A 22,319-nucleotide genomic window follows, 5' to 3' on the forward strand; every position below is an offset into this window, starting at 1 on the left:
GCGACCGACCGGGCCAGCTCGTCCCGCCGGTCCACGGCCTCGGACACCTGCTCGGCGAGCCGGGCACGGACGCTCTCCGCGTCCGCCAGCTCGGCGCGTCGGGTCACCAGGTCGTCGGCGGCCAACCGGAAGGTCGCGTCGCGGAGGTCGGCCTGGACGGACTGGGCACGGCGCGCCACCTCGGCCTGACGACCGAGGGGCTTGAGCTGGCGGCGCAGTTCGCCGGTCAGGTCACTCAGCCGGTCGAGGTTGCCCTGCATCCCGGCGAGCTTGCGCTGCGCCTTCTCCTTGCGACGACGGTGCTTGAGGATGCCGGCGGCCTCCTCGATGAAGGCGCGACGCTCCTCGGGTTTGGACTCGAGGATCTCGGCGAGTTTGCCCTGGCCCACGATCACGTGCATCTCGCGCCCGATGCCCGAATCCGAGAGCAGCTCCTGGACGTCCATCAGGCGGGCGCGGTCCCCGTTGATCTCGTACTCCGCCGCACCATCGCGGAACATCCGCCGGGTCAGCGAGACCTCGGCGTAGTCGATCGGCAGCGTGCCGTCCGAGTTGTCGAGGGTGAGCGTCACCTCCGCGCGGCCGAGCGGCGCCTTCCCCGCGGTCCCCGCGAAGATCACGTCCTGCATCTTGCCGCCGCGCAGCGACTTGGCGCTGTGCTCCCCCATCACCCAGGTCAGCGCGTCGACGACGTTGGACTTACCGGAACCGTTGGGACCGACCACGCAGCAGATGCCGGGCTCGAACCTCAGCGTCGTCGGTGCCGCGAAGGACTTGAAGCCCTTGAGCGTCAACGATTTGAGGTACACGGGTGTCGATCCTAGGTCAGCGCTCGACGAATCCCGTCAGGTCACCGCGCGCCGGCTCCCAGGCGTCCACCACGAGGTCCACGTGGCCGGGGGTCCCGGGGCCGCGCAGGAGTTCCACCAGGGCCCGACACGCGGGCTCCGGTCCTTCCGCCACCACGTGTACCCGGCCGTCGGTCTTGTTGGCGGCGTACCCGACGAGGCCCAACTCGAGTGCCCTGGACCGGGTCCACCACCGGAACCCCACGCCCTGGACCCGCCCGTGGACCCAGGCCACCAGCCGGACCGGGTCCGGATCCCGTCCGCTCATCGCGGGGCGTCCACTGCTGACGCGCCCGGCCCTCGTCCGGTCTCGAAACCCAACCCGATCTCGGACCCCGCCGCCAGCGTCCGGCCGACCGTGCACGCGGAGTCCACCGAGCGCCGGATCATGTCCAGCAGCCTGTCCCGCATGACCTGGTCGAGCCCGGAGAGGTCGAGCTCGTAGGTCTCCTCCAACCGCGGGTACCGCTCGGCCTCGCGGTCGGCGTCCCCGGAGACGTGGACGGTCGCGGCGTAGTCGTCGCCGAGTCGGCGGGAGACGGTGAAGTCCGAGGCCATCGCGGTGCACGACGCCAGGGCGATCTTGAGCAGTTCACCCGGGGTGAACACGCCCTCGACGTCCGCCGACCCGATCTCGACCCGCGCGCCCCGCGTCGAGTGCCCGACGTACCTCCGGGTCCCGGCCCGCTCCACCCGGAGCTCGGTGGCGGCCGGTGGGTTCTGTGAGGTGTCGTCCTTACCGGTCATCGTCATGACGGTCATCGTACGGAGCGGGTCCGGCGCGCCCCGCCACGGCGGGGCGCCGCCTGGCAGGCGGGGCAGAAGTGGGAGCCCCGGTTCATGAAGTCCTCGCGGACCACCGGCGTCCCGCACCTCGCACAGGGACGCCCCGCCCGCCCGTACACGTCGAGGGATCTGTCGAAGTAGCCCGAGGCGCCGTTGACGTTGACGTACAGGGCGTCGAAGGAGGTGCCCCCGGCGGCCAACGCGTCCGACATCACGTCACGGGCGTGGCCGAGCACCCCGCGGACGGTGGCCAGCGTCAAGGCCCCCGCGCGCCGGCGGCCGTGGACACCGGAACGCCACAGTGCCTCGTCCGCGTAGATGTTGCCGATGCCGGACACCACGGTCTGGTCCAGCAGGAGTCGTTTGATCTCGGTGTCCCGGCGGCGGATCGTCCGCGCCGTGGCCTGCTCGTCGAATCCGGGCTCGAACGGGTCGGCGGCCACGTGCGCGGCCGGCGCGGGCAGGAGCACCCGGGTGCCGTCGGCGGCCTCGGCCAGTGGGACGACGGTCCACCCGCCGAACGTCCTCTGGTCGACGAACCGCAGCTCCCTGCCGTCGTCGAGCAGGGCGCGGGCGTGGAGGTGTCGTACCTGCGGAGCGTCGGAGGTCGTGACCAGCATCTGGCCGCTCATCCCGAGGTGGACCAACAGGCAGTCGGCGCCGGCGGAGTGCTCACCGTCCAGGGTCAACCACAGGTACTTGCCCCGCCGGCCGGCACCGGTCACCACCCGATCTCGCAATCGGGCGACGATCTCCGCCGGACCGCCGGGCTGGCGGCGGGCCGTGCGGGCCCCGGTCACGTCGACGTCGAGTATCCGACGCCCCACCACGTGGGACTCGAGACCGCGTCGCACCACCTCGACCTCGGGGAGTTCCGGCATGTCAGCCCGTGGCCCGGTCCAGGGCGGCCCAGGCCTGCTCGGCGGCCTTCTGCTCGGCCTCCTTCTTGGTCCGGCCGACGCCCTCCCCCAGTGGATCGTCTCCGACCAGGGCCACCGCGGCGAAGGTCTTGTCGTGGTCCGGCCCGGTGGAGGTGATGTCGTACCGGGCCTTGGGCCGGCCGAGGGCCGAACACTTCTCCTGGAGGCTGGTCTTCCAGTCCAGCGCCGCTCCCAGGGTGGGCACCACCCGCAGCCGCTCACCGATGATCCCCTCGACGATCCCCCGCGCGACCTCCAGGCCATGGGTCAGGTAGACGGCACCGAACACGGCCTCCAGGGTGTCCGCCAGGATCGAGTGCTTGTCCCGCCCGCCGGTGAGTTCCTCTCCCCTGCCGAGGCGGAGGAGCGCACCGAGCCCGTCGGGGCCCATCTCGCGGGCGATATCGGCCAGGACGTAGGTGTTGACCAGGCTCGCCCGGATCTTCGCGAGGTCGCCCTCCGGGCGGTCCGGGTACGCGGTGTAGAGGTGTTCGGTCACGACGAGTTCCAACACGGCGTCGCCGAGGAACTCGAGCCGCTCGTTGTGGGGTAGGCCCCCGTGCTCGTAGGCGTACGACCTGTGGGTCAGCGCCTGTGCGGCCAGCTCCGCGGGGAGCTGCACACCCAGGACCGCGCCGAGCTCCGGGGAGGGGTCCGTCACCCGGCCCCCTCGTCGGTCCCGGGGTCCGCGAACTTCTCCGCCAGGCCGGCCCAGCGGGGATCGATGCGTCCCTCGGTGCTGCCCGAGACCCCGTCCGGCGCGGGGGTGTCGGGGTTGACGCAGTCGCTGAGACCGTAGTCCGTGCACGTGGGCGACATCGGGAACTCGAGACCGAAGGCGTCGACCAGGGCGGGTTCCAGGTCCAGCAGGTCTCCGTCGAGCAGGCGCACCTCGTCCTGCTCCGCGCCGTCCGCCGCGGCCGTGCCCTCGACGGCGTACATCTCCGTCAGATCCACGGAGACCTCGCTGGTGAACTCGCCGAGACACCGCGCACATTCCACGGAGGCCCGCCCGGCGACGGTGCCGGTCACCAACACCCCTTCCTCGACGAAGGTCAGGGCCAGATCCAGGTCGACCTCGGCCCCCTGGGGGATCCGGATCAGCTCGACCCCGATGTCCGACGGCAGCATCGCGGCACGCTGGACCTGCGTCATCGCCCCCGGGGACCGGGTGATGCTGCGGGTGTCGAGGACGAGGGAATCGGCGGCCGGGCGGCCTTGGCGTCGCTTGCGGGAGGTGGTGGACACGCCCAGCAGACTACCCGTCTCCGATCAGTAGTCCCCGTACCCGTCGCCGTAGTGATCGCCCTCGCGCGCCCCGCGGCGGCCGGGGGCCTCACGCCGCCCGCCCGGGGTGACGCCGTGGAGCTCCTCGCGCCCGCGGGACACGGTACGGATGGTCGAGCCGAGGAACTCCTCGAACCGCGCCATCTTGTCGTCGATGTAGGCGTCGCACTCCTCGCGCCGACGGTCGCTCTCCGCGTGCGCGGCGTCCCGGATCCGGCTGGCCTCCTCGTCGGCGATCCGGACGACCTCGGACTCCGACAGCATCCGCTGCTGCTCCTGGCGGGCCTCGGTGATGGTGCGGTCGTAGATGATGTTGGCCTGTTCCACCAGCCGGTCGGACTCGGCACGGGCCCGGGCGGTGGTCGACTCGGCCTCGCGGCGGGACCGGTCGAGCAGATCGGCGGATTCCGCGCGGGCGTCGCCCACCAGGCCGTCGGCGTGGGCCGTGGCCTCGGCGACCATGCGATCGGCCCGTGCCTTGGCGTCGGCGAGCATCGCGTCGGCGTCCGCCCGGGCCTCGCGCAGCGTGCGATCCGCCTCGGCATCCGCGGCGGACACGGTGTCCCGGGCGGTCGCGTCGGCTTCCGCGAGCACGCTGTCACGCTGGTCCAGCACGTCCTGGGCGTCGTCGAGCTCACCTGGGAAGGAGTCACGGATGTCGTCGAGCAACAGCAGCGACTCGTGCCGGGGCACCACGCAGTTCGCGGTCATGGGCAGACTGCGGGCATCCTCGATCATCGCGTTCAGCTCGTCGAGGGCCTGGAACACTCGGTACACGCTCGTCCCTTCACCGGATCGTCACTCTTGCCACACCAGTGTGCCCGCAAGCCGGGTCCCGGTGCGGGTGCGGCGGCGGTGTGTCCGGTGGTCCGGGGCGCAGGGGCTCGCCGCCCGGCCCCACCGCTCAGCCCAGCCGGTCCTTCAGGGCCCGTGCGACGGGATCCGGCAGGAGATGCGAGACGTCCCCGCCCAGTCTGGTGACCTCGCGGCACAGCGACGAGGACACGAAGGCCAGGTCCGCCCGGGTAGGCAGGAACACGGTGTCCACCCCCGCGATCGACCTGTTCATGTGGGCCATCGGCAGTTCGTAGTCGTAGTCGGTCGAGTCGCGCAGGCCCTTGATCACGGCCGTGGCGCCCTGCTCGCGGCAGTAGTCGACGAGCAACCCGTAGAAGCTGTCGACGCGGACCCCGGGGAGGTCGGCGCAGACCTCCTCGATGAGCGCCTTCCGCTCGTCGATGGTGAACGTCCCCTGCTTGTTGGGGTTGGCCACGACGCACACGATCACGTCGTCGAACAGCTGCGCCGACCTCCGGATGATGTCGAGGTGCCCGAGGGTCACCGGGTCGAACGAGCCTGGGCACACGACGGTGGTCATCGGGCGACCGTATCAACCGGCCGGGCGATCTCGACGGCGGTCTCCCCGTAGGTCCGTTCGAACTCCACCTCGTATCCGTCGGGCCATCGCACGGCCGGGTCCCGTCGGGACCTCTCCCACACCACGAGGGCGTCCCCGGCCAGCCAGCCTCCCGCCGACAACGCCTCGAGGACGGGGGCGTCGAGCTCCCCGGACTTCTCGTACGGCGGGTCTGCGAGGACGAGGTCGAACCCCCCGGCCACCGGACACGGCCCGGCGACGGCGGCGGGCAGCGCCGCCCGCCTCACGGTAGGGCGGACCGACGGGAACGACGACGACAGACCCGCCGTGTTCGCGCGGATGCTCGCGACCGCGCGGGGGTTGTCCTCCACGAACCACACCACGTCGGCGCCCCGGGAGACCGCCTCCAACCCGAGGGCGCCGGATCCCGCGAACAGGTCCAGGACCGCGGCACCGTCCAGATCCATCCGGCTGACGATCGCGCTGAACAGGGCCTCGCGGACGCGGTCGGTGGTGGGCCGGGTCCCCGAGGGCGGCACGGTGATCGACCGCCCGCGCAGGCGGCCCGAGATGATGCGGGTCATGGCTCCCCTGATGGTCGAGATGGTGGTGGTCAGTACTTGAACAGGTAATCCGACTCGTCCGAACCGGACAGTCGGCGGACCCGCTCGGCCAACGCCGGGTGGGTGTCGAGCCCGGGGTCGGAGTCGAGGATCTCCTCGGCGTGCCGGCGTGCGATCTCGATGACCTCGCCGTCCTCGACGACGGACAACAACCGCAGCGAGGCAAGTGCACCCGACTGGGCGTCTCCGAGGACGTCGCCCTCGCGGCGTTGGACCAGGTCGAGCTGCGCCAGCAGGAACCCGTCGGTGGTGGCGGCCACGGCGTTCAGACGTTCCATCGCCTTGCCCCCCTCGCGGGAATTGGTCACGAGCAGGCAGAGCCCGGGCAGGCCACCCCGACCCACTCGTCCCCGGAGCTGGTGGAGCTGGCTCACCCCGAACCGGTCGGCGTCCATCACCACCATCACGGTGGCCTCCGGTACGTCGACCCCGACCTCGATCACGGTCGTCGACACCAGCACGTCGAGATCGCCGGTGGCGAACGCGGTCATGGTCGCGTCCTTCTCCTCGGGAGGAAGCCGACCGTGCATGAGGCCGATGCGGAGCCCTGTGAGAGGCCCGGTGGACAGGTACTGGTGGAGCTCCACGGCCGCGACCAGCGGGGGCCTGTCGCCGCCCCTGTCGTCGTCCCCTCCCTTCGTGGCCCCGTCCGGGGCGTCGGTGGTGTCGGCGTCGATCCGCGCGCACACGACGTACGCGCGGTGACCCGCCCCGACCTCCTCCCGCACCCGCTCCCAGGTCCGCTCCACCCATCTCGGCCTGTCCCGGGCCGGCACGACGGAGGTCGAGATGGGTCTGCGGCCACCGGGCAGCTCGCCCAGCTCGGAGACCTCCAGGTCGCCGAACACCGTCATCGCGATGGTGCGGGGGATCGGCGTCGCCGTCATCACCAACAGGTGCGGGACCATCCCGTCCCGCCCCTTGGCGCGGAGCCGGTCACGCTGACGGACCCCGAAGCGGTGTTGTTCGTCGACCACGACCAACCCCAGGTCGAAGAAGTCGACGGAGTCCTGGATGAGCGCGTGCGTGCCCACGACGATCCCGGCCTCACCTGTGACGATGTCGAGCAGGGCCGCCCGCCGCTCCGCGGTGGACATGGACCCGGTCAGCAGCACCACCCGGGTGGCCTGGTCCGCGGCACCGAGTCGGCCCCGCTCCCCCAGATCACCGAGCATGGCCGTCAGCGAGCGGTGGTGTTGGGTGGCCAGGACCTCGGTGGGCGCCAGCATCACGCACTGGCGCCCGGCATCGACCACCTGGAGCATCGCGAGCAGTCCGACGACCGTCTTCCCGGAGCCGACCTCACCCTGGAGCAGGCGGTTCATCGGTTCGTCGAGCGTCAGGTCCGCCGAGATCTCCTCGAGTACGGTCTGCTGCCCGGCGGTGAGCTCGAACGGCATCCGCGCCTCCATCGCGGCACGGACACCATCGCCGCGAACCGGGCTGGCCGGCGCCGGGTCACGGGCGACGAAGCGGCGCCGGGCCCCGAGGAGCAACTGCAGCGCGATCGCCTCGTCGAACCGGAGCCGGTAGCCGGCTCTGTCCGCGTCCTCGACGCATCCCGGCAGGTGGGCCTTGCGCAGCGCCTCGTCGAGAGCCATCAACCCCGCCGCCGCCAGGACCGCGTCGTCGAGGGGGTCCACCACGGGGACCAGGGCGCGGATCGCGGTGACGACCGCGCCGAGCAGGTCCCACGAGGTCACACTCTCCTTGGCCGAGTAGATGGGCAGGAGCGGGCGGTCGAACAGGCTCGGGCCACCCTCGGCGTCGATCTCCGCCGAGAGGCGCGCGAGCGCGGCGAGGTCTCCCGAGCCCTTGAGCTGGCCGCCGGGACCGGCGACCGATCGGAGGACCAGGAACTCGGGGTGCTTGAGATCCAGGGACTGACGGAACCGCGACACGGTCCCGTCGAACATCGCCACCGTGCCCACCGGGAGCATGAACTTGATCCTGCGGCCGGCGAAGTAGACCACCTTGAACGTGGTGTCCTCGTCCTTCACGGTGAGCGTGAGCATCTCCCGCGGCTGGCCCTGCTTGGTGGTGTAGGTACGGGTCGCGGCTGTGGCGACGGTCCCGATGATCGTCACCCGCTCGCCGTCGACGAGCTCCCGCCGGTCGTAGCGCTGCCCGTGCTGGCGGTAGCGGCGGGGCAGGGTGTGGAGCAGGTCGCCGACCGTCCGGTGACCGAAGGCCGTGGTGATCCTCTCGGCCAGTCCGGCGTCGAGGACCTCCGACAGCGGAGTGTCCGTGGTGGCGAACGCGGTCATTCGACCCCGACGTGCGCGAGCACCCGGCCCGGTCCGGCCGCGTACCCGGCGACCTCCACGTCGGGGTGACCGTCGCGGATCCGGGTCAGCGCCTCCTCCGTCGCGGCGTCGTCGTAGTCGGCGCCGAGCAGCAGGGTCACGAGCTCACCGCCCGAGGAGAGCAACCGGTCCGCGAGCGCGCACACCGCGTCCACCGGGTCCGTCTCGATGAGGGCGACGTCGTGGCCGACCATGCCGAGGAGGTCCCCGGCGGCGCAACGACCCACCAGGGTGAGCGCGTCGTGTTCGGCCCGCACCAGATGCGCGTGCCGGGTGGCCGCAGCCGCGTCCGCCATCCCGAACCCGTCCAGGGACAGCGTGGTCGAGGGGTCGTGGACGGCCAGCGCGGACAACCCCTGGACGACCGATCCCGTCGGGAGGATGAGGGCGTTGCCGTCGACGTCGCGCAGCGCGGCGTCGAGCGCACCGATCTGTGCCCTGGACAGCTCACCGTTGGGCAGCACCAGCAACTCGTCCGCGGACAGGGCCATGACCGCGTCGATCACCCCGCCCTCGTCCGGATCGACCGTCCGCGCCCCCGCGCCGGAGAACAGCTCGGCCAGTGGCCCGTCGGGGACGATCGCCACCACCGTCCGCTCGGGGTCGCGTCCGGTCCGGTCCGCACCCTCCCCGGACCCGTCCCGTCGACGGTGCCCGGTCGGCGGGTTCCCGCCCACCGGGTCCAACATGTCCGTCACACGGATCTCGGTGACCCGGCCGAGGGAGAGCGCGACCTCGACCGCCGTTCCGATGTCGTCGGTGTGGACGTGTACCGCCCAACGGGCGTTGTCCCCCGTCCCGCCGTCGCCCACGACCACCACGCTGTCGCCCAGGGTCCGGAGCGCGGACCTGAGCTCGTCGGCACGCGCGTCGTCCGAATGGGTCAGGGAGTACATGACCTCGTACCGGGTGTTGGCAGAGGACTCCGGGGGACCACCGTCGGTGCCGTCACACTGCGCGGACGGTTCGGTGAACGGGTCCTCGGGGACGAAGTAGTCCGGCCGCTCCGGCGCCTGTCCCCCGAGCACCTCGACCATGGTGTCCAGCAACACCAGCAGGCCTCTGCCACCCGCGTCCACGACCCCCGCCCGGGCCAGCGCGGGCAGCTGGGACGTGGTGCGGTCGAGGGCCTCCGCCCCCGCGTCCGCGGCCGCACGCGCCACCTCGACGAGCGACGTGGCCGACGACCTACCCGCGCCCCCGGCAGCCTCCCGCAGCACGGTCACGATGGTGCCCTCGACCGGATCGCTGAGCGCGTGGTCGACGAGGGTGACCGCCGTCCGGAGCGCCCGACGGTAGGTGGAGGCGTCGACGACCGTGAAGGTCGCCGCCTCGCCGACCGCCCGGAGCACCTGGGACAGGATGACGCCGGAGTTGCCCCGCGCACCGTGGACGGCCCCGTGACCGAGCGCCACGGCGATCTCGCGGGCGCCGGCACTACCCCCGCCCTCGGAGATCCACGCCTCCTCACCCTCGGCCCTGTCGACCGCGGCTCTCATCGTGTAGAGCAGATTGGTCCCGGTGTCGGAGTCCGGCACCGGGAAGACGTTGAGGGCGTTGATCTCCTCGCGGTGGGTCGCCAGATGTTCCACACACCGACGCGCCCACCCCAGCAGCCCGTGGGCGTCCAGTGATGACGGACGTTCCTCGACACTCGTCGACTCCTGTGCCATCACCCCTCCTCGGCGTCCGTTCACCCCAATGGTCCGACTCCGTCGGTCGGCGCGGCCAAGCCTAGTACCCTCACCTTGCGACAGCCGTCGAACAGGCCGAGACGGCCCGTACCACTCCCTGGAGTCCAGATGACCTCTGCCCTGACCGCCACGCCCCTCGTCACCCTCGAGGACGGTGTGCTCACCATCCCCATCTCCCTCGAGGGCAGGGGGAACTCGCTGGACTCCGACGCCGTCACCCAGGCCGGCACCGCATTGGCCGCTCTCCTCGCCGGCGAGATCGACGCCGGCGCGATCCTCCTGGTGGGCCTGGGCAGGAACTTCTGCGCGGGGGGGAACGTGCCCGGTTTCGCCGCGGCCGAGGACCGCTCGGAGCACGTCCGCGAACTGGCCGACCGGTTGCACGGGGTGGTCAGGCAACTGGAGGAGGCACCTGTGCCGGTGGTGGCCGCGGTGGCCGGCTGGGCCGCGGGGGCCGGACTCTCCCTCGCGTTGGCCGCCGACTTCTCCGTCGGGGGCCCGGACACCCGCCTGCTCGCGGCCTACCCGGGAATCGGCCTGTCGCCGGACGGTGGGATGTCCTGGCGGCTGCCCCGGGCGATCGGGCCCGCGGCGGCCCGGGCGTTCATCCTGGGCAACGAGCCGGTGGACGGGGCGCGGGCCTACGGGATCGGACTGCTCACCACCTTCACCGAAGAGGACGTCTCCACCACGGCTCGTGAGCTGGCGGTCCGTCTCGCGGCGGGCCCGCGTGCCTCCTATGCCGCCACCAAGGAGCTGCTGCGACGGTCCGGCGAGAGGACTCTCGCGCAGCAACTCGACGCCGAGCGGGACTCCATCGCGGCGCTGGCGGTGTCGCCCGACGGGATCGAGGGAGTGGATGCGTTCGTCGCCAAGCGCGCCCCGCGCTTCGGTGGGGCCTGAGACCGGCTCTACGTCTGCTCCGCCAGGTCCGGCAGTCGCCAGTCGACGCCGTCCACGCCGAGCCGGCGCAGCTCGTCGTCCGCGCGGCTGAACGGTCGGGAACCGAAGAACCCGCGTGAGGCCGACAGTGGCGAGGGGTGCGCGGAGGCGATGACCGGGGTGTCCCCGAGCATCGGCGCCAGGGACTGCGCCTGGCGCCCCCAGAGAATCGCCACCAGCGGACGGCCACGCTCCACCAGTGCCTCGATCGCGCGCCCGGTGACCTCCTCCCATCCCTTCCCCCGGTGGGAGGTCGGCTGCCCCGGCGTCACCGTGAGGACCCGGTTGAGCAGGAGGATCCCGCTCCCGGCCCAGGAGCTCAGGTCGCCGTGCCGGGGCGCCGGCAGTCCCAGGTCGTCCGAGTACTCGCGGTAGATGTTGACCAGGCTCCTCGGCAGGGGGCGGACGTGTCCGTCCACGGCGAAGCTCAGGCCGACGGCGTGCCCGGGCGTCGGATACGGATCCTGGCCCACGATCAGCACGCGGACGTCGTCGAACGGCTGGGTGAACGCGCGCAGGATCCGGTCCCCCTCCGGGAGGTATCCGCGGCCCGCGGAGTCCTCCGCGCGGAGGAAGTCGCCCATCCGGTGGATGCGGTCCTCCACCGGCGCCAGCGCACCCGCCCACCCCGGGTCGACGACCTCCCCCAGCGGAGGCCGAGCCGACTGGTCGCCCACCACCCGGTCAGTCGATCCGTCGGAGCTCGGAGCGGTACCGCATCGCGTTGTCGTGATACTTCTGCGTGTTCCCCTCGAGCATCGCCGGGTCCACCTCGTAGCCCTCGCGGATCCTCGCGGGGGCTCCCATCGCCATGCGCGCGGCGGGGAGGTCGAACCGTGGCGGGATAAGACACCCGGCGGCGACGACCGCTCCGGCACCGATCACGGCGCCGTTGAGCACGATCGAGCCGGAGGAGATCAGGGCTCCGTCCCCGACGGTCGCCCCCTCGATGTGCGCGTTGTGTCCCACGATGCAGTGCTCCCCGAACACCGTCGGTTCCGACTCCGTGCAGTGGACGATCGTGCCGTCCTGGATATTGGTCATGGCGCCGACCTCGATGCGCCCGTAGTCACCGCGGAGGACCGCGGTCGGCCACACGGACACGCCCGGTCCCAGGCGGACGCGGCCGATCACCACGGCGTCGGGGTGCACCCAGGCGTCGGGGGCGATGTCGGGTTCGAGGTCTCCGAGTGCGTAGACAGCCATGCCGCCAGACTAGTTCGCGCCCCGTGCCGAGTCCCAGCCCCCGGGGGTCCGCGGGTGGCCGTCGAGGGAGATCGCTCCGGGGTCTCCCTCGTGGATCGTCCCGATCACGGTGAAACCCGGGGGGACGGTGGTCCCGGGCGGGAAGGTGCCCAGCAGACCGTGGTCCTCGCCGCCGTCGAGGATCCAGTCCGCGATCTGCGCCTCCGGATCCGGGAGACCCAGGACCGCGGCGGCCTCTCCCAGGCGGGGGTCGACGGGAAGCGCGTCGACGACGAGGTCCGCCGCGACGCCGGAGGCCCGCGCCAATCCCGACAGGTCGCGCATCAGGCCGTCGCTGACATCGGTGAGTGCGCTGGCGCCGGCGAGTCTGGCCGCCCTCCCGGACCCGATCGGGGGTACGGGGACCCGGTGGGCCTGCTGCAGGGGGCCCTCGGTGTGGCCCGCCAGCAGCAGTGCCAACCCCGCCGCGGAGCGACCGGGTTCACCGGTGAGCGCCACCCGGTCGCCGGGGGCGGCGCCGTCGATCCGCAGGGGGCGCGCGCCGTCCGGGAGGGTGCCCATCGCGGTGACACTGACGACGACGAGGTGAGCGCTGGTGAGATCACCGCCCACCACCACGGCACCGGATCGCGCGGCCTCTCCGTGGATCCCGGCGGCCAGCTCTCCGATCTGCTCCATCGTCGTCTCCCCGGGCACCGCCAGGGCCACGAGGACGCGGGAGCAGTCGGCGCCCATGGCCAGGACGTCGGAGACGTTCTGTGCGACGGCGCGGCGACCGATGTCCCTCCAGGTGGTCAGGTCCAGGCGGAAGTGGGTCCCCTCGACCAGCATGTCTGTCGTCACCACCGTCGCCGCGGCCGGACCGAGGACGGCGGCGTCGTCCCCGTTGCCCACCGGGTCGCCGGAGTGGGCGTCCCCCGGACCGCTCAACACCGCCAGCACCCCGGCCTCCCCCACCTCCGCGACGGTCGGTGGCCGTTCGGTCGCAGGGCTCATCGGCGTCCTCGGAGGTCAGGCGCCGGGAGGACCGGCGGGTGGCTGTAGCGTTGCCGACAGGCTAGCGGCCGCCACCCCGGGCGGCCGACCGCGGGAGAGAGGACCACTCGAGGTGGGCAGCACGGACACGGTCCCGGGCGACGGTCACGACGCGGGCGGCTCGGGGCCGCGGACTCCCGACGTCCGATCATCCGACGGCCGGTCATCCGATGGCGGCCACCGACCGCCGGTCTCGCCCCTCGTGGTGATCGCGGCGGTACTCATCCCGCTGGTGCTGCTCGCCGTGGTGCTCGTCCTGGTGCGGGACGTCCGCGACGAGGCGGCCGAGTCCGCCGCGAGCGAGCCCGTGACCGCGGTGACCATCCCGGCCCCCGGAGCCGATTCCGAGGTGTGCCTGTCGCTGGTCGAGTCCCTCCCGGACACCCTCGGTGAGGCGAACCGGGTCGCGTTCGTCGAGCCCGCCCCGCCGGGTGCCGCGGCGTACCGGCTGCCCGACGCCCAGACCGTCGTCGTCCGCTGCGGCCTCCCCGCCCCGCCGACCTTCACCGTCGGGGTGTCGCTCCAGGAGGTCAACGGCGTCCAGTGGTTCAACGAACCGGACCCGGACCCCGCCGTGACGTCGTCCACCTGGGTCGCCGTCGACCGACCGGAGTACATCGCGGTCACCCTCCCCGCGACCGGCGGTACGGGTCCGATCCAGGATCTCTCGGACGCCCTCTCCGCCGGTCTCGAGGCCGTCGAACCGCGGCCCGCTCCGATCGGGTGACCCCCGGGGTCAGCAGCCGGCGAGCGCGGTCCGCACGAGAGTGTCGAGCAGGGTCCGGTAGTCCACGCCGGAAGCCGCCCACATCTGCGGGTACATCGAGATCGGGGTGAACCCCGGCATGGTGTTGACCTCGTTGATCACCGGTCCGTGCTCGGTGACGAAGAAGTCGACCCGGCTCAGTCCACGGGCGTCCAGGGCGTGGAACGCCTCGACGGCCAGCGTGCGCAATCGGTCGGTGTCTGCGGTGGGGAGCAGCGCGGGGAGGTCGAACGTGCAGACGTCGTCGAGGTACTTGGTGTCGAAGTCGTAGAAGGAGTCACCCTCGGTCTCACCCTCCAGACCGGTGGGCTCACCGGGGATGTGGAGTTCGGCGGGCAGGCTCGCCTCCACCCGACCGTCCGGGTACTGCAGGACACCACATTCGACCTCGCGGCCCACGATGGCGGCCTCGACGATCACCTTGGGGTCGAACCGGCGGGCCTCGGCGATCGCCGCGTCGAGGTCTCCCGCGCGGGAGACCTTGGTGATCCCGATGGACGAGCCACCGCGGGCGGGCTTGACGAACAACGGGAGCCCGAGGCGGTCGAGTTCCGCCTGTGGCAGCGTCGCGGTCCCGGGGCGCAACACCGCCTGCTCACCGATCGGCAGACCGGCCGCACCCAGCACGACCTTGGTGAACTCCTTGTCCATGCCGGCCGCACTGGCGAACACCCCCGGCCCCACATAGGGGATCCCCGAGAGCTCGAGGAGCCCCTGGACGGTGCCGTCCTCCGCGTGGGTGCCGTGCATGACGGGGAAGACCACGTCCACACGGGCGGCCTGCTCACCGGCCCGTTCCCCGTCCACGTACCGCAGGACCCCGCGGTCGCCGGTGGACAGTCCGAGCGCCACCTGTGGTCGCCCCGGGTCGACCTCCGGCATGACGCGGTCGACGATCCGCAGGCCCGACACGTCGTCGGGACCCAGGGTCCACCTCCCCGATCCGGTGATCCCGACGGGGATCACCTCGTAGACGGATCGGTCGAGATGTGCCATGACGGCGCCGGCGGACACGCAGCTCACGGAGTGCTCCGAGCTGCGGCCGCCATAGAGGACGGCAACGGTGATGCGATTCACCGGGCCGAGGCTACTCGGGCTTGGTGCTCCGCCTCATGAGGCGCACCGCCACCTCGACGGCGTCGCCGCCCTCGTGGCAGATCTCGTGGACGGCCTCGGTGAGCGGCATCTCGACGCCCACCTGTCGGGCGAGCGCACGGATCGACGTGCAGGACTTGACCCCCTCCGCCACCTGTCCGTTGGTGGCCTCCTGCGCCTGTTCCAGGGTCTCGCCCTTGCCCAGCCGTTCACCGAAGGTCCGGTTGCGGGACAGCGGCGAGGTGCAGGTGGCGACCATGTCGCCGAGCCCCGCGAGTCCGGCGAAGGTCATCTGGTTGGCACCGAGCGCCACCCCGAGCCTCGTCGACTCCGCCAACCCGCGGGTGACGAGCGTGGCCATGGTGTTGTCACCCAGGCCCATCCCGGTCGCGATCCCACACACCAGTGCGATGACGTTCTTGGTGGAGCCACCGATCTCGCACCCCACCACATCGGTGTTGGTGTAGGGACGGAAGTAGGGGGTGGCGAACGCGTCCTGCAGGCGGGCCGCCCGGTCGACGTCCGTACAGGCGATCACGGTCGCCGCCGGCTGGCCCTCGGCGATCTCCCGCGCGAGGTTGGGTCCGGACAACGCGGCGATCCTGTCCGCCGTCAACCCGGTGACCTCGGCGACGACCTCGCTGATGCGCATCAGCGTCCCGGTCTCGATCCCCTTCGCCAGGGAGATCACCCCGGCATCCGACTCGAGGAGGTCGACCCACTGCTCCAGGTTCCCCCTCAGACTCTGCGACGGGACCGCCAGGACGACCTCGTGGGAGCCCGCGAGCACCTCGGCCGGGTCCGTCGAGGCGGTGACCGTCGCGGGCAGGACGATGCCCGGCAGATATTTCTCGTTACAGTGCCGTTCGTTGATCCCGAGGGCCACCTCGTCCCGGCGGGCCCACATGACCACCTCCGACCCCGCGTCCGCGAGGATCTTACCGACGGCGGTCCCCCACGACCCCGCACCCATCACCGCGACCCGTGCCATTTCGCCTCCCGGCTCGTCGTCCCCCACCCGGGCCATCGCCGGTGGATCGTGAGCAAACGCTACCCGGCCCGGCGCGCTCGCGAGGGTCTGCTGGCAGGATGGCGGTCGATGAATACGGTGTCGGGTCACGGGGCGGCTGACGGCGGGTGGACGATCATCGTCCCCGTCAAGGCCCTCGACCGTGCCAAGAGCCGCCTCGCCCGCGCTCTTCCGGCGTCCGACAGGCGGGCACTCGCCCTCGCGATGGCCGCGGACGTGCTCCGGACCTGCGTCGCGACGCCCGGTGTCTCCCGGGTGCGGGTGGTGACCTCGGATCCCGACGTGGCGGCGCTCGCCCGCCTCCTCCCGGTCGAGATCGTCCCGGAGCCGGTCGACGCCGCGGGACGGCCGGACGGCGACCCGCTCAACGCCGCGCTCACCGGGGCGATCCACGGCGTACCCGGCCCGGTGGGCGTGGTGACCGCGGATCTGCCCGAGCTCGGGGCCCGCCAACTCGCCCGGGTGCTCACGGCCGCCTCCCGGCACCCGCATTCGATCGTCCCCGACCATCGTGGCGCCGGGACCACCATGGCGTTCTGGACCGGCCCCGCCGGAGCACGCGTGCCCCGGTTCGGACCCGGCTCCGCGGCCCGACACCTGTCCGAGGGGGGTGCCGTCCCGCTCGACGGTGCCGACCCCTCGGGCGCGGCCGGTCGCGACGTCGACACCCCCGAGGATGTCCGGGCACTGACCGGACGGGCCGTCGGTGAGGCCACCGCGGCCGTCCTGAGGACCCCCTCTGTGACTCAACGTGCTCACTCCGCCGGGGTATCGGCCACAATGGTCCGGTGACCGCAGACGATCCCGTGCTCGAGCAACTCCCCCGACCCCGTGACCGCTACCTCAACCGAGAACTCAGCTGGCTCGACTTCAACGCACGAGTGTTGGCCCTGGCGGGCGAGAAGGACCTGCCGTTGCTCGAGAGGGCCAAGTTCCTCGCGATCTTCGCGTCGAATCTGGACGAGTTCTACATGGTGCGGGTGGCCGGCCTCAAGCGCCGCGACAAGACGGGGCTGTCGGTCAGGTCCGCCGACGGTCAGACGCCCGCCGAACAGCTCGGCCGGATCAGTGTCCGGACCCGCGAGCTCTGCGACGAGCAGACCCGGCTGTTCCACGACGAGATCAGACCGGAACTCGAGTTGCACGGGATCCGGATCCTGCCCTGGGGCGAGCTCACCGCCGACGAGCGGTTCTCCCTGGCGGAGTTGTTCAGGAACTCGATCTTCCCCGTCCTCACGCCGCTCGCCGTCGACCCGGCACATCCCTTCCCCTACATCTCCGGGCTCAGCCTCAACCTGGCGGTGATCATCCGCGACATCGGGTCGGGGCAGGAGCACTTCGCCCGGGTCAAGATCCCCCACAACGTGCCCCGGTTCGTCAGGGTCGCCCGGAGTGCGGAGGACGAGTACTCGTTCGTACCCGCCGAGGAGATCATCGCGGCCCACCTCGGCGATCTGTTCCAGGGCATGGAGGTGGTCGAACACCACGTCTTCCGGGTGACCCGTAACGCGGACATGGAGGTCGAGGAGGACCGTGACGAGGACCTGCTGCAGGCGCTCGAGCGCGAGCTCGCCCGCCGCCGCTTCGGCTCCGCCGTGCGTCTGGAGATCGCCGAGGACATGACGCCTCGGATGCTCCGGATCCTGCAGCACGAACTCGACGTGGACTCCGAGGACGTGATCCGGTTCTCGGGACTGCTCGATCTGACGGGACTGTGGCAGATCCACGGCCTGGACATGCCCGACCTCAAGGATCCGGCGATGGTCCCCGCCACTCCCCCGGCATTCGGTGAGCGGGAGACCGCCCGGAACATCTTCGCGTCCCTCCAGGAGGGCGACGTCTTGGTCGAGCACCCCTACGACTCGTTCGCGACCACCGTCCAGCGGTTCATCGAACAGGCCGCGGCGGACGAGAACGTGCTGGCGATCAAGCAGACCCTGTACCGGACCTCCGGCGACTCCCCCATCGTCAACGCTCTCGTCGACGCCGCGGCGGCCGGCAAGCAGGTCGTCGCGCTGGTGGAGATCAAGGCCCGCTTCGACGAGCAGAACAACATCCGCTGGGCTCGTGAGCTCGAGCAGGCCGGGGTCCACGTGGTGTACGGCCTGCTGGGACTCAAGACGCACTGCAAGACCTGCCTGGTGGTCCGCAAGGAGGGCGACCGGCTGCAGCGTTACGCCCACATCGGGACCGGGAACTACAACCCCAAGACGGCCCGCCTGTACGAGGACGTGGGGCTGTTCACCGCGGACGAGGACGTGGTGTCCGATCTGACGGACCTGTTCAACCACCTCACCGGGTTCTCCAACGTCTCCAAGTACCGACGGCTGCTCGTCGCCCCCGAGGGCATCCGCTCGGGGATCATCGAGAGGATCGACCGCGAGATCGGCTTCGCCGCCGAGGGGCGCGAGGCGGGGATCCGGCTCAAGGCCAACGCGTTGGTCGACGAACAGATCATCGACGCCCTCTACCGGGCCTCCCAGGCGGGCGTGCAGGTGGACATCGTGGTCCGAGGGATCTGCGCCCTGCGCGCCGGGGTCCCCGGGCTCAGCGAGAACATCCACGTCCGCTCGATCCTCGGCCGATTCCTCGAGCACTCGCGGATCCTCAACTTCCGCGGGGCTGACGAGGTGCTCATCGGCAGCGCCGACATGATGCACCGGAACCTCGACCGCCGTGTCGAGGTGATGACCACCGTCACCGACCCCCGGCTCAAGGGGCAGATCCACCGCATCTTCGACTCCGCCCTCGACCCGGCCACGCGCAGCTTCCATCTGAGACCCGACGCCTCGTGGGCGCGGATGCCCGCCTCCGGTGACTGGCCCGACTCGGTCGACCACCAGGAGCGCATGGCCTCCGTCCACGCGGGGTTCCGGGACCGATGAGCAGCAAGCCGTACGGCGGCCGGACCCGCGTCCGGGTGGTCCCCGCGGCCGGCGCCGTCCTGTACCGCATGGACGGGGGGGCGGCCCGCTGCGCCGTGGTCCACCGCCCCCGGTACGACGACTGGTCGCTACCCAAGGGCAAGGTCGATCCCGGAGAGTCACTGCCGGTCACCGCGGTGCGCGAGATCGCGGAGGAGACGGGGTTCACCGCCGCGCTCGAGTCGAGGATCGGGACCACCGCGTACCCGCTCAGGGAGAACACCCGGAAGGAGGTCACCTACTGGTCCGCTCTGGCGTCCGGGGGCGGCTTCGAGCCGAATTCCGAGGTCGACGAGATCCGGTGGCTCCCGGTGGATGAGGCCCGGGATCTGGTCTCGTACGCGTTGGACCGCAAGATCCTGACGCGCTTCGCCGCGGCCCGACCGGTGGATTCGGTTCTCCTGCTGGTCCGGCACGCCAAGGCGGGGAGCCGCTCGGAGTGGAGCGGTGACGACTCGTCGCGCCCGCTCGACAAGGCCGGACGCACCCAGGCCGAACTCCTGGTCCCGATGCTCAGGGCGTTCGGCGTCCGGAGGCTCTACAGCGCCCCGCGGGTGCGTTGCGAGCAGACCGTGGGTCCACTGGCCGACGAACTCGGGGTCGGCGTCGCCGTCGAGCCGGTCCTGAGCGATGAGGCGTACCTGGATGATCCCGTCACCGCGCGCGAGCGCGTGGTCGAGATCGCCGGCGGCGACGGGGTCGCGGCGGTGAGTTCCCAGGGAACCGCGATTCCCGGACTCGTGGGTGACCTGGCCGGGCTGGCCGGGATCGATGTGGGAGACACCTCGACCAAGAAGGCCGGAGCCTGGGGGCTGGGGTTCGACGGCGGGACCCTGGTGTTCGCCGACTACTACCCGAGCCCGCTCCCCGTGCGGTGAGGCAGACGGTCAGCTGACCTTGTCGCGGTGGTTCACGCCGTTCTTCCCGACACCGCCGAAGGACTGGTGTGAACTGGACCGCTTTGCGGCGAGTCGCCCTTCCGGGAGCGTCTCGGTGCCCTGGACGACGGATTTGAAGTACTGCCCGGGCCGGAAGGCGGGCGAGTACGTGGGTGGCACCGGGATGGACTCACCGGTGTGCGGGTTGCGCGCGACCCTGGCCGCACGCGCGCGCTTCTCGAAGATGCCGAATCCCATGATGGTGATGGACTCTCCGGCCGCCACCGCCCGCACGATGATGTCGAGAGTGTTCTCCAGCGCCTCGGTGGCGAGCTGATGGTCTCCGTCCATCCGTTCCGCCAGCTCGGCGATCAGGTCGGCCTTGTTCACGAGGGATCCCCCTTAGGGTGAGTACACCGACGCGGCAGAGCACCGCGCCATACGGAATATAAGCATACTCACACGTTGCAGTCACGGGGAGCGTTCCGGACGTGACTGCCGAGCAGACGGGTCAGCCGTGATCAGGCAGGGTGGTGACGGGCTTGAACGCCGGCCGGCGCTGCTCGAACTCCGCGATCGCATCGGCCTGCCGGAGGGTGAGCCCGATGTCGTCGAGACCTTCCATGAGGCGCCAGCGGGTGTAGTCGTCGATCTCGAACGGGACCGTCACGTCACCCGCGGTCACGGTCCGGGTGCCCAGGTCGACGGTCAACTCGAGGCCCGGACGCTCGTCCATGATCTTCCACAGCAGCTCGACGTTCTGCTGCTCGACCTGTGCGGCCACCAGACCGGACTTGCCGGAGTTGCCGCGGAAGATGTCGGCGAAGCGCGAGGAGATGACGACGCGGAAGCCGAAGTCCTTCAGGGCCCAGACCGCGTGCTCGCGCGACGACCCGGTGCCGAAGTCCGGTCCCGCCACGAGCACGGACGCGCGGTCGTACGGGGCACGGTTGAGGACGAAGTCCGGCTCGTTCGCGCGCCAGGACGAGAACAGTCCGTCCTCGAACCCGGTGCGGGTGACACGCTTGAGGTACTCGGCGGGGATGATCTGGTCGGTGTCCACGTTGGACCGGTGCAATGGGGCCCCGATGCCGGTATGGGTGGTGATCGGCTCCATGATGATCAGGCCCCCTTCGCGGGCTCGAGATCGGCGGGGGAGGCCAGTCGGCCGACGACGGCCGTGGCCGCGGCGACCGCCGGGCTGACGAGATGGGTACGGGCGCCCTTGCCCTGGCGGCCCTCGAAGTTGCGGTTGGAGGTCGAGGCACAGCGCTGACCCGGCTCGAGCGAGTCCGGGTTCATCCCGAGGCACATGGAGCACCCCGGTTGACGCCATTCGGCACCGAACGCGGTGAACACCTTGTCCAGGCCCTCCTCCTCGGCCAGCTGGCGCACCTGCATCGATCCCGGGACGACCAACATCCGGACGCCGTCCGCGACCTCGCGGCCGTCGATGATCTCCGCCACGGTCCGGAGGTCCTCGATGCGGCCGTTGGTGCAGGAGCCCACGAAGACCACGTCCACCGGGACCTCGCGCAACGGGGTGCCGGCCTCGAGATCCATGTAGTCGAGCGCGCCCTCGGCGGCGACACGGTCGCTCTCGTCCCCGAAGGACTCCGGGTGCGGGACGGTGGACCCGAGGGGCACACCCTGTCCGGGGTTGGTCCCCCAGGTCACGAACGGGGTGAGAGCGGAGCCGTCGATCACCACCTCGGTGTCGAACGCGGCGTCGTCGTCGGTCCTCAGACCGTTCCAGTACTCGACGGCCGCGTCCCACTCCTCGCCCGCGGGGGCGTGCGGCCGCCCCTTCAGGTACTCGTAGGTGGTCTGGTCCGGGGCGATCATCCCGGCCCGGGCGCCGGCCTCGATGCTCATGTTGCAGATGGTCATCCGCGCCTCCATCGAGAGCTTCTCGATGGCCTCGCCGCGGTACTCGATGATGTGCCCCTGACCCCCGCCCGTCCCGATCTGGGCGATGACGGCCAGGATGAGGTCCTTGGCGGAGACCCCCGGCTGCAGCTCGCCGGTGACGGTGACGGCCATGGTCCTGAACGGCCGCAGGGACAGTGTCTGGGTGGCCATGACGTGCTCGACCTCGGACGTACCGATACCCATCGCGATGGAGCCGAACGCGCCGTGGGTCGAGGTGTGCGAGTCCCCGCACACGACGGTCATGCCGGGCTGCGTCAGGCCGAGCTGGGGTCCGATGATGTGGACGATGCCCTGCCCGGGGTCACCCATCGGGTAAGCCCGGACCCCGAACTCCGCGCAGTTGGTGCGCAGCGTCTCGATCTGGGTCCGCGAGACGCGGTCGGCGATGAGGTTGACGGCACCGCCGACGATGTCGGTCGGGACGTTGTGGTCCTCGGTCGCCAGCGTGAGGTCCGGGCGGCGCAGGCCGCGGCCCGCCAACCGGAGCCCGTCGAAGGCCTGGGGGCTGGTGACCTCGTGGATGAGGTGGAGATCGATGTAGATGAGGTCGGGCTGACGGGCTTCGCCCTCACCCTCGCCCCTGACCACCACGTGGTCGTCCCAGACCTTCTCCGCCAGGGTTCGGCCCCGGGCACCTCCGGACGGTGTCACACTCATCACGCCTCCAGT

The 22,319-nt window shown here is 71.3% G+C and carries 24 protein-coding genes; 5 read left to right on the top strand and 19 right to left on the bottom strand.

Annotated elements, in window-relative coordinates:
• From G6031_RS05170 to G6031_RS05220, 11 genes are all read right to left on the bottom strand, one after another.
• Positions 1-809: AAA family ATPase (locus G6031_RS05170; RefSeq protein ID WP_182652657.1), on the bottom strand; the 809-nt coding region annotated here is incomplete at its 3' end.
• A gap of 16 nt (positions 810-825) precedes the next feature.
• The gene (locus G6031_RS05175; RefSeq protein WP_182652658.1) at positions 826-1,116 is read right to left on the bottom strand and encodes an acylphosphatase; all 291 of its coding nucleotides are present in this window, start codon (positions 1,114-1,116) and stop codon (positions 826-828) included.
• Positions 1,113-1,601, bottom strand: a complete 489-nt coding sequence (locus G6031_RS05180) for an OsmC family protein (protein ID WP_182652659.1) — start codon at positions 1,599-1,601, stop codon at positions 1,113-1,115. The genes G6031_RS05175 and G6031_RS05180 overlap by 4 nt, the downstream gene beginning before the upstream one ends.
• Positions 1,602-1,606: 5 nt before the next feature.
• Complete coding sequence (gene mutM, locus G6031_RS05185) at positions 1,607-2,515, bottom strand: bifunctional DNA-formamidopyrimidine glycosylase/DNA-(apurinic or apyrimidinic site) lyase (protein WP_182652660.1); 909 nt, start codon at positions 2,513-2,515, stop codon at positions 1,607-1,609.
• Between the two features lies 1 nt (position 2,516).
• Positions 2,517-3,215: a ribonuclease III gene (gene rnc / locus G6031_RS05190; protein WP_182652661.1), complete on the bottom strand. Its 699-nt coding sequence runs from the start codon at positions 3,213-3,215 to the stop codon at positions 2,517-2,519.
• A complete protein-coding gene (locus G6031_RS05195; RefSeq protein WP_182652662.1) occupies positions 3,212-3,802 on the bottom strand; it encodes a YceD family protein in 591 nt (196 codons plus the stop codon). The genes rnc and G6031_RS05195 overlap by 4 nt, the downstream gene beginning before the upstream one ends.
• A gap of 24 nt (positions 3,803-3,826) precedes the next feature.
• Positions 3,827-4,618, bottom strand: a complete 792-nt coding sequence (locus G6031_RS05200; protein ID WP_182652663.1) for a DivIVA domain-containing protein — start codon at positions 4,616-4,618, stop codon at positions 3,827-3,829.
• Between the two features lie 127 nt (positions 4,619-4,745).
• Positions 4,746-5,219: a pantetheine-phosphate adenylyltransferase gene (coaD, locus tag G6031_RS05205; protein WP_182652664.1), complete on the bottom strand. Its 474-nt coding sequence runs from the start codon at positions 5,217-5,219 to the stop codon at positions 4,746-4,748.
• A complete protein-coding gene (rsmD, locus tag G6031_RS05210; RefSeq protein WP_182652665.1) occupies positions 5,216-5,803 on the bottom strand; it encodes a 16S rRNA (guanine(966)-N(2))-methyltransferase RsmD in 588 nt (195 codons plus the stop codon). Before rsmD ends, coaD begins: the two co-directional genes overlap by 4 nt.
• 29 nt (positions 5,804-5,832) lie before the next feature.
• On the bottom strand, positions 5,833-8,109 hold the full coding sequence (recG, locus tag G6031_RS05215; protein ID WP_182652666.1) for an ATP-dependent DNA helicase RecG: 2,277 nt from the start codon (positions 8,107-8,109) through the stop codon (positions 5,833-5,835).
• A complete protein-coding gene (locus G6031_RS05220; protein ID WP_182652667.1) occupies positions 8,106-9,821 on the bottom strand; it encodes a DAK2 domain-containing protein in 1,716 nt (571 codons plus the stop codon). The genes recG and G6031_RS05220 overlap by 4 nt, the downstream gene beginning before the upstream one ends.
• 129 nt (positions 9,822-9,950) lie before the next feature.
• On the opposite strand from G6031_RS05220, the gene G6031_RS05225 reads away from it, so the two are divergent.
• Complete coding sequence (locus G6031_RS05225) at positions 9,951-10,745, top strand: enoyl-CoA hydratase-related protein (RefSeq protein WP_182652668.1); 795 nt, start codon at positions 9,951-9,953, stop codon at positions 10,743-10,745.
• Between the two features lie 8 nt (positions 10,746-10,753).
• Here G6031_RS05225 and G6031_RS05230 read toward each other — a convergent pair whose 3' ends face one another.
• The 3 genes from G6031_RS05230 to thiL are packed head-to-tail and all read right to left on the bottom strand — an operon-like array spanning position 10,754 to position 12,986.
• Entirely contained in the window at positions 10,754-11,464 is a 711-nt protein-coding gene (locus tag G6031_RS05230) for a uracil-DNA glycosylase (protein WP_182652669.1), read from the bottom strand.
• Between the two features lie 4 nt (positions 11,465-11,468).
• Positions 11,469-11,990, bottom strand: a complete 522-nt coding sequence (locus G6031_RS05235; protein WP_182652670.1) for a gamma carbonic anhydrase family protein — start codon at positions 11,988-11,990, stop codon at positions 11,469-11,471.
• A gap of 9 nt (positions 11,991-11,999) precedes the next feature.
• Positions 12,000-12,986 carry a thiamine-phosphate kinase gene (gene thiL / locus G6031_RS05240; protein WP_182652671.1) on the bottom strand — a complete coding sequence of 329 codons (987 nt, stop codon included), beginning with the start codon at positions 12,984-12,986 and terminating at the stop codon, positions 12,000-12,002.
• 112 nt (positions 12,987-13,098) lie between these two features.
• On the opposite strand from thiL, the gene G6031_RS18825 reads away from it, so the two are divergent.
• Complete coding sequence (locus G6031_RS18825) at positions 13,099-13,752, top strand: DUF3515 family protein (RefSeq protein WP_182652672.1); 654 nt, start codon at positions 13,099-13,101, stop codon at positions 13,750-13,752.
• Between the two features lie 9 nt (positions 13,753-13,761).
• Here G6031_RS18825 and G6031_RS05250 read toward each other — a convergent pair whose 3' ends face one another.
• Positions 13,762-14,868: a D-alanine--D-alanine ligase gene (locus G6031_RS05250; protein WP_182652673.1), complete on the bottom strand. Its 1,107-nt coding sequence runs from the start codon at positions 14,866-14,868 to the stop codon at positions 13,762-13,764.
• 10 nt (positions 14,869-14,878) lie between these two features.
• Positions 14,879-15,877: an NAD(P)H-dependent glycerol-3-phosphate dehydrogenase gene (locus G6031_RS05255; RefSeq protein WP_182652674.1), complete on the bottom strand. Its 999-nt coding sequence runs from the start codon at positions 15,875-15,877 to the stop codon at positions 14,879-14,881.
• Between the two features lie 108 nt (positions 15,878-15,985).
• Between G6031_RS05255 and cofC the strand changes: the two genes are divergently transcribed.
• The 3 genes from cofC to G6031_RS05270 are packed head-to-tail and all read left to right on the top strand — an operon-like array spanning position 15,986 to position 19,718.
• Positions 15,986-16,708, top strand: a complete 723-nt coding sequence (gene cofC / locus G6031_RS05260; protein WP_182652675.1) for a 2-phospho-L-lactate guanylyltransferase — start codon at positions 15,986-15,988, stop codon at positions 16,706-16,708.
• Positions 16,705-18,801 (top strand): RNA degradosome polyphosphate kinase, encoded by a 2,097-nt coding sequence (locus tag G6031_RS05265; RefSeq protein ID WP_182652676.1) that lies wholly within the window; start codon positions 16,705-16,707, stop codon positions 18,799-18,801. The genes cofC and G6031_RS05265 overlap by 4 nt, the downstream gene beginning before the upstream one ends.
• Complete coding sequence (locus G6031_RS05270) at positions 18,798-19,718, top strand: NUDIX domain-containing protein (RefSeq protein WP_182652677.1); 921 nt, start codon at positions 18,798-18,800, stop codon at positions 19,716-19,718. The genes G6031_RS05265 and G6031_RS05270 overlap by 4 nt, the downstream gene beginning before the upstream one ends.
• Before the next feature lie 9 nt (positions 19,719-19,727).
• Here G6031_RS05270 and G6031_RS05275 read toward each other — a convergent pair whose 3' ends face one another.
• From G6031_RS05275 to leuC, 3 genes are all read right to left on the bottom strand, one after another.
• Positions 19,728-20,108 (bottom strand): HU family DNA-binding protein, encoded by a 381-nt coding sequence (locus tag G6031_RS05275; protein ID WP_182634965.1) that lies wholly within the window; start codon positions 20,106-20,108, stop codon positions 19,728-19,730.
• 121 nt (positions 20,109-20,229) lie between these two features.
• Complete coding sequence (gene leuD, locus G6031_RS05280; RefSeq protein ID WP_182652678.1) at positions 20,230-20,835, bottom strand: 3-isopropylmalate dehydratase small subunit; 606 nt, start codon at positions 20,833-20,835, stop codon at positions 20,230-20,232.
• Between the two features lie 5 nt (positions 20,836-20,840).
• A complete protein-coding gene (leuC, locus tag G6031_RS05285) occupies positions 20,841-22,307 on the bottom strand; it encodes a 3-isopropylmalate dehydratase large subunit (RefSeq protein WP_182652679.1) in 1,467 nt (488 codons plus the stop codon).
• Positions 22,308-22,319 lie beyond the last annotated feature (12 nt).

Origin of the sequence: Dietzia sp. CQ4 (assembly GCF_014145125.1) — a bacterium.
In the GTDB taxonomy this organism is placed as follows: Bacteria; Actinomycetota; Actinomycetes; order Mycobacteriales; family Mycobacteriaceae; genus Dietzia; species Dietzia natronolimnaea.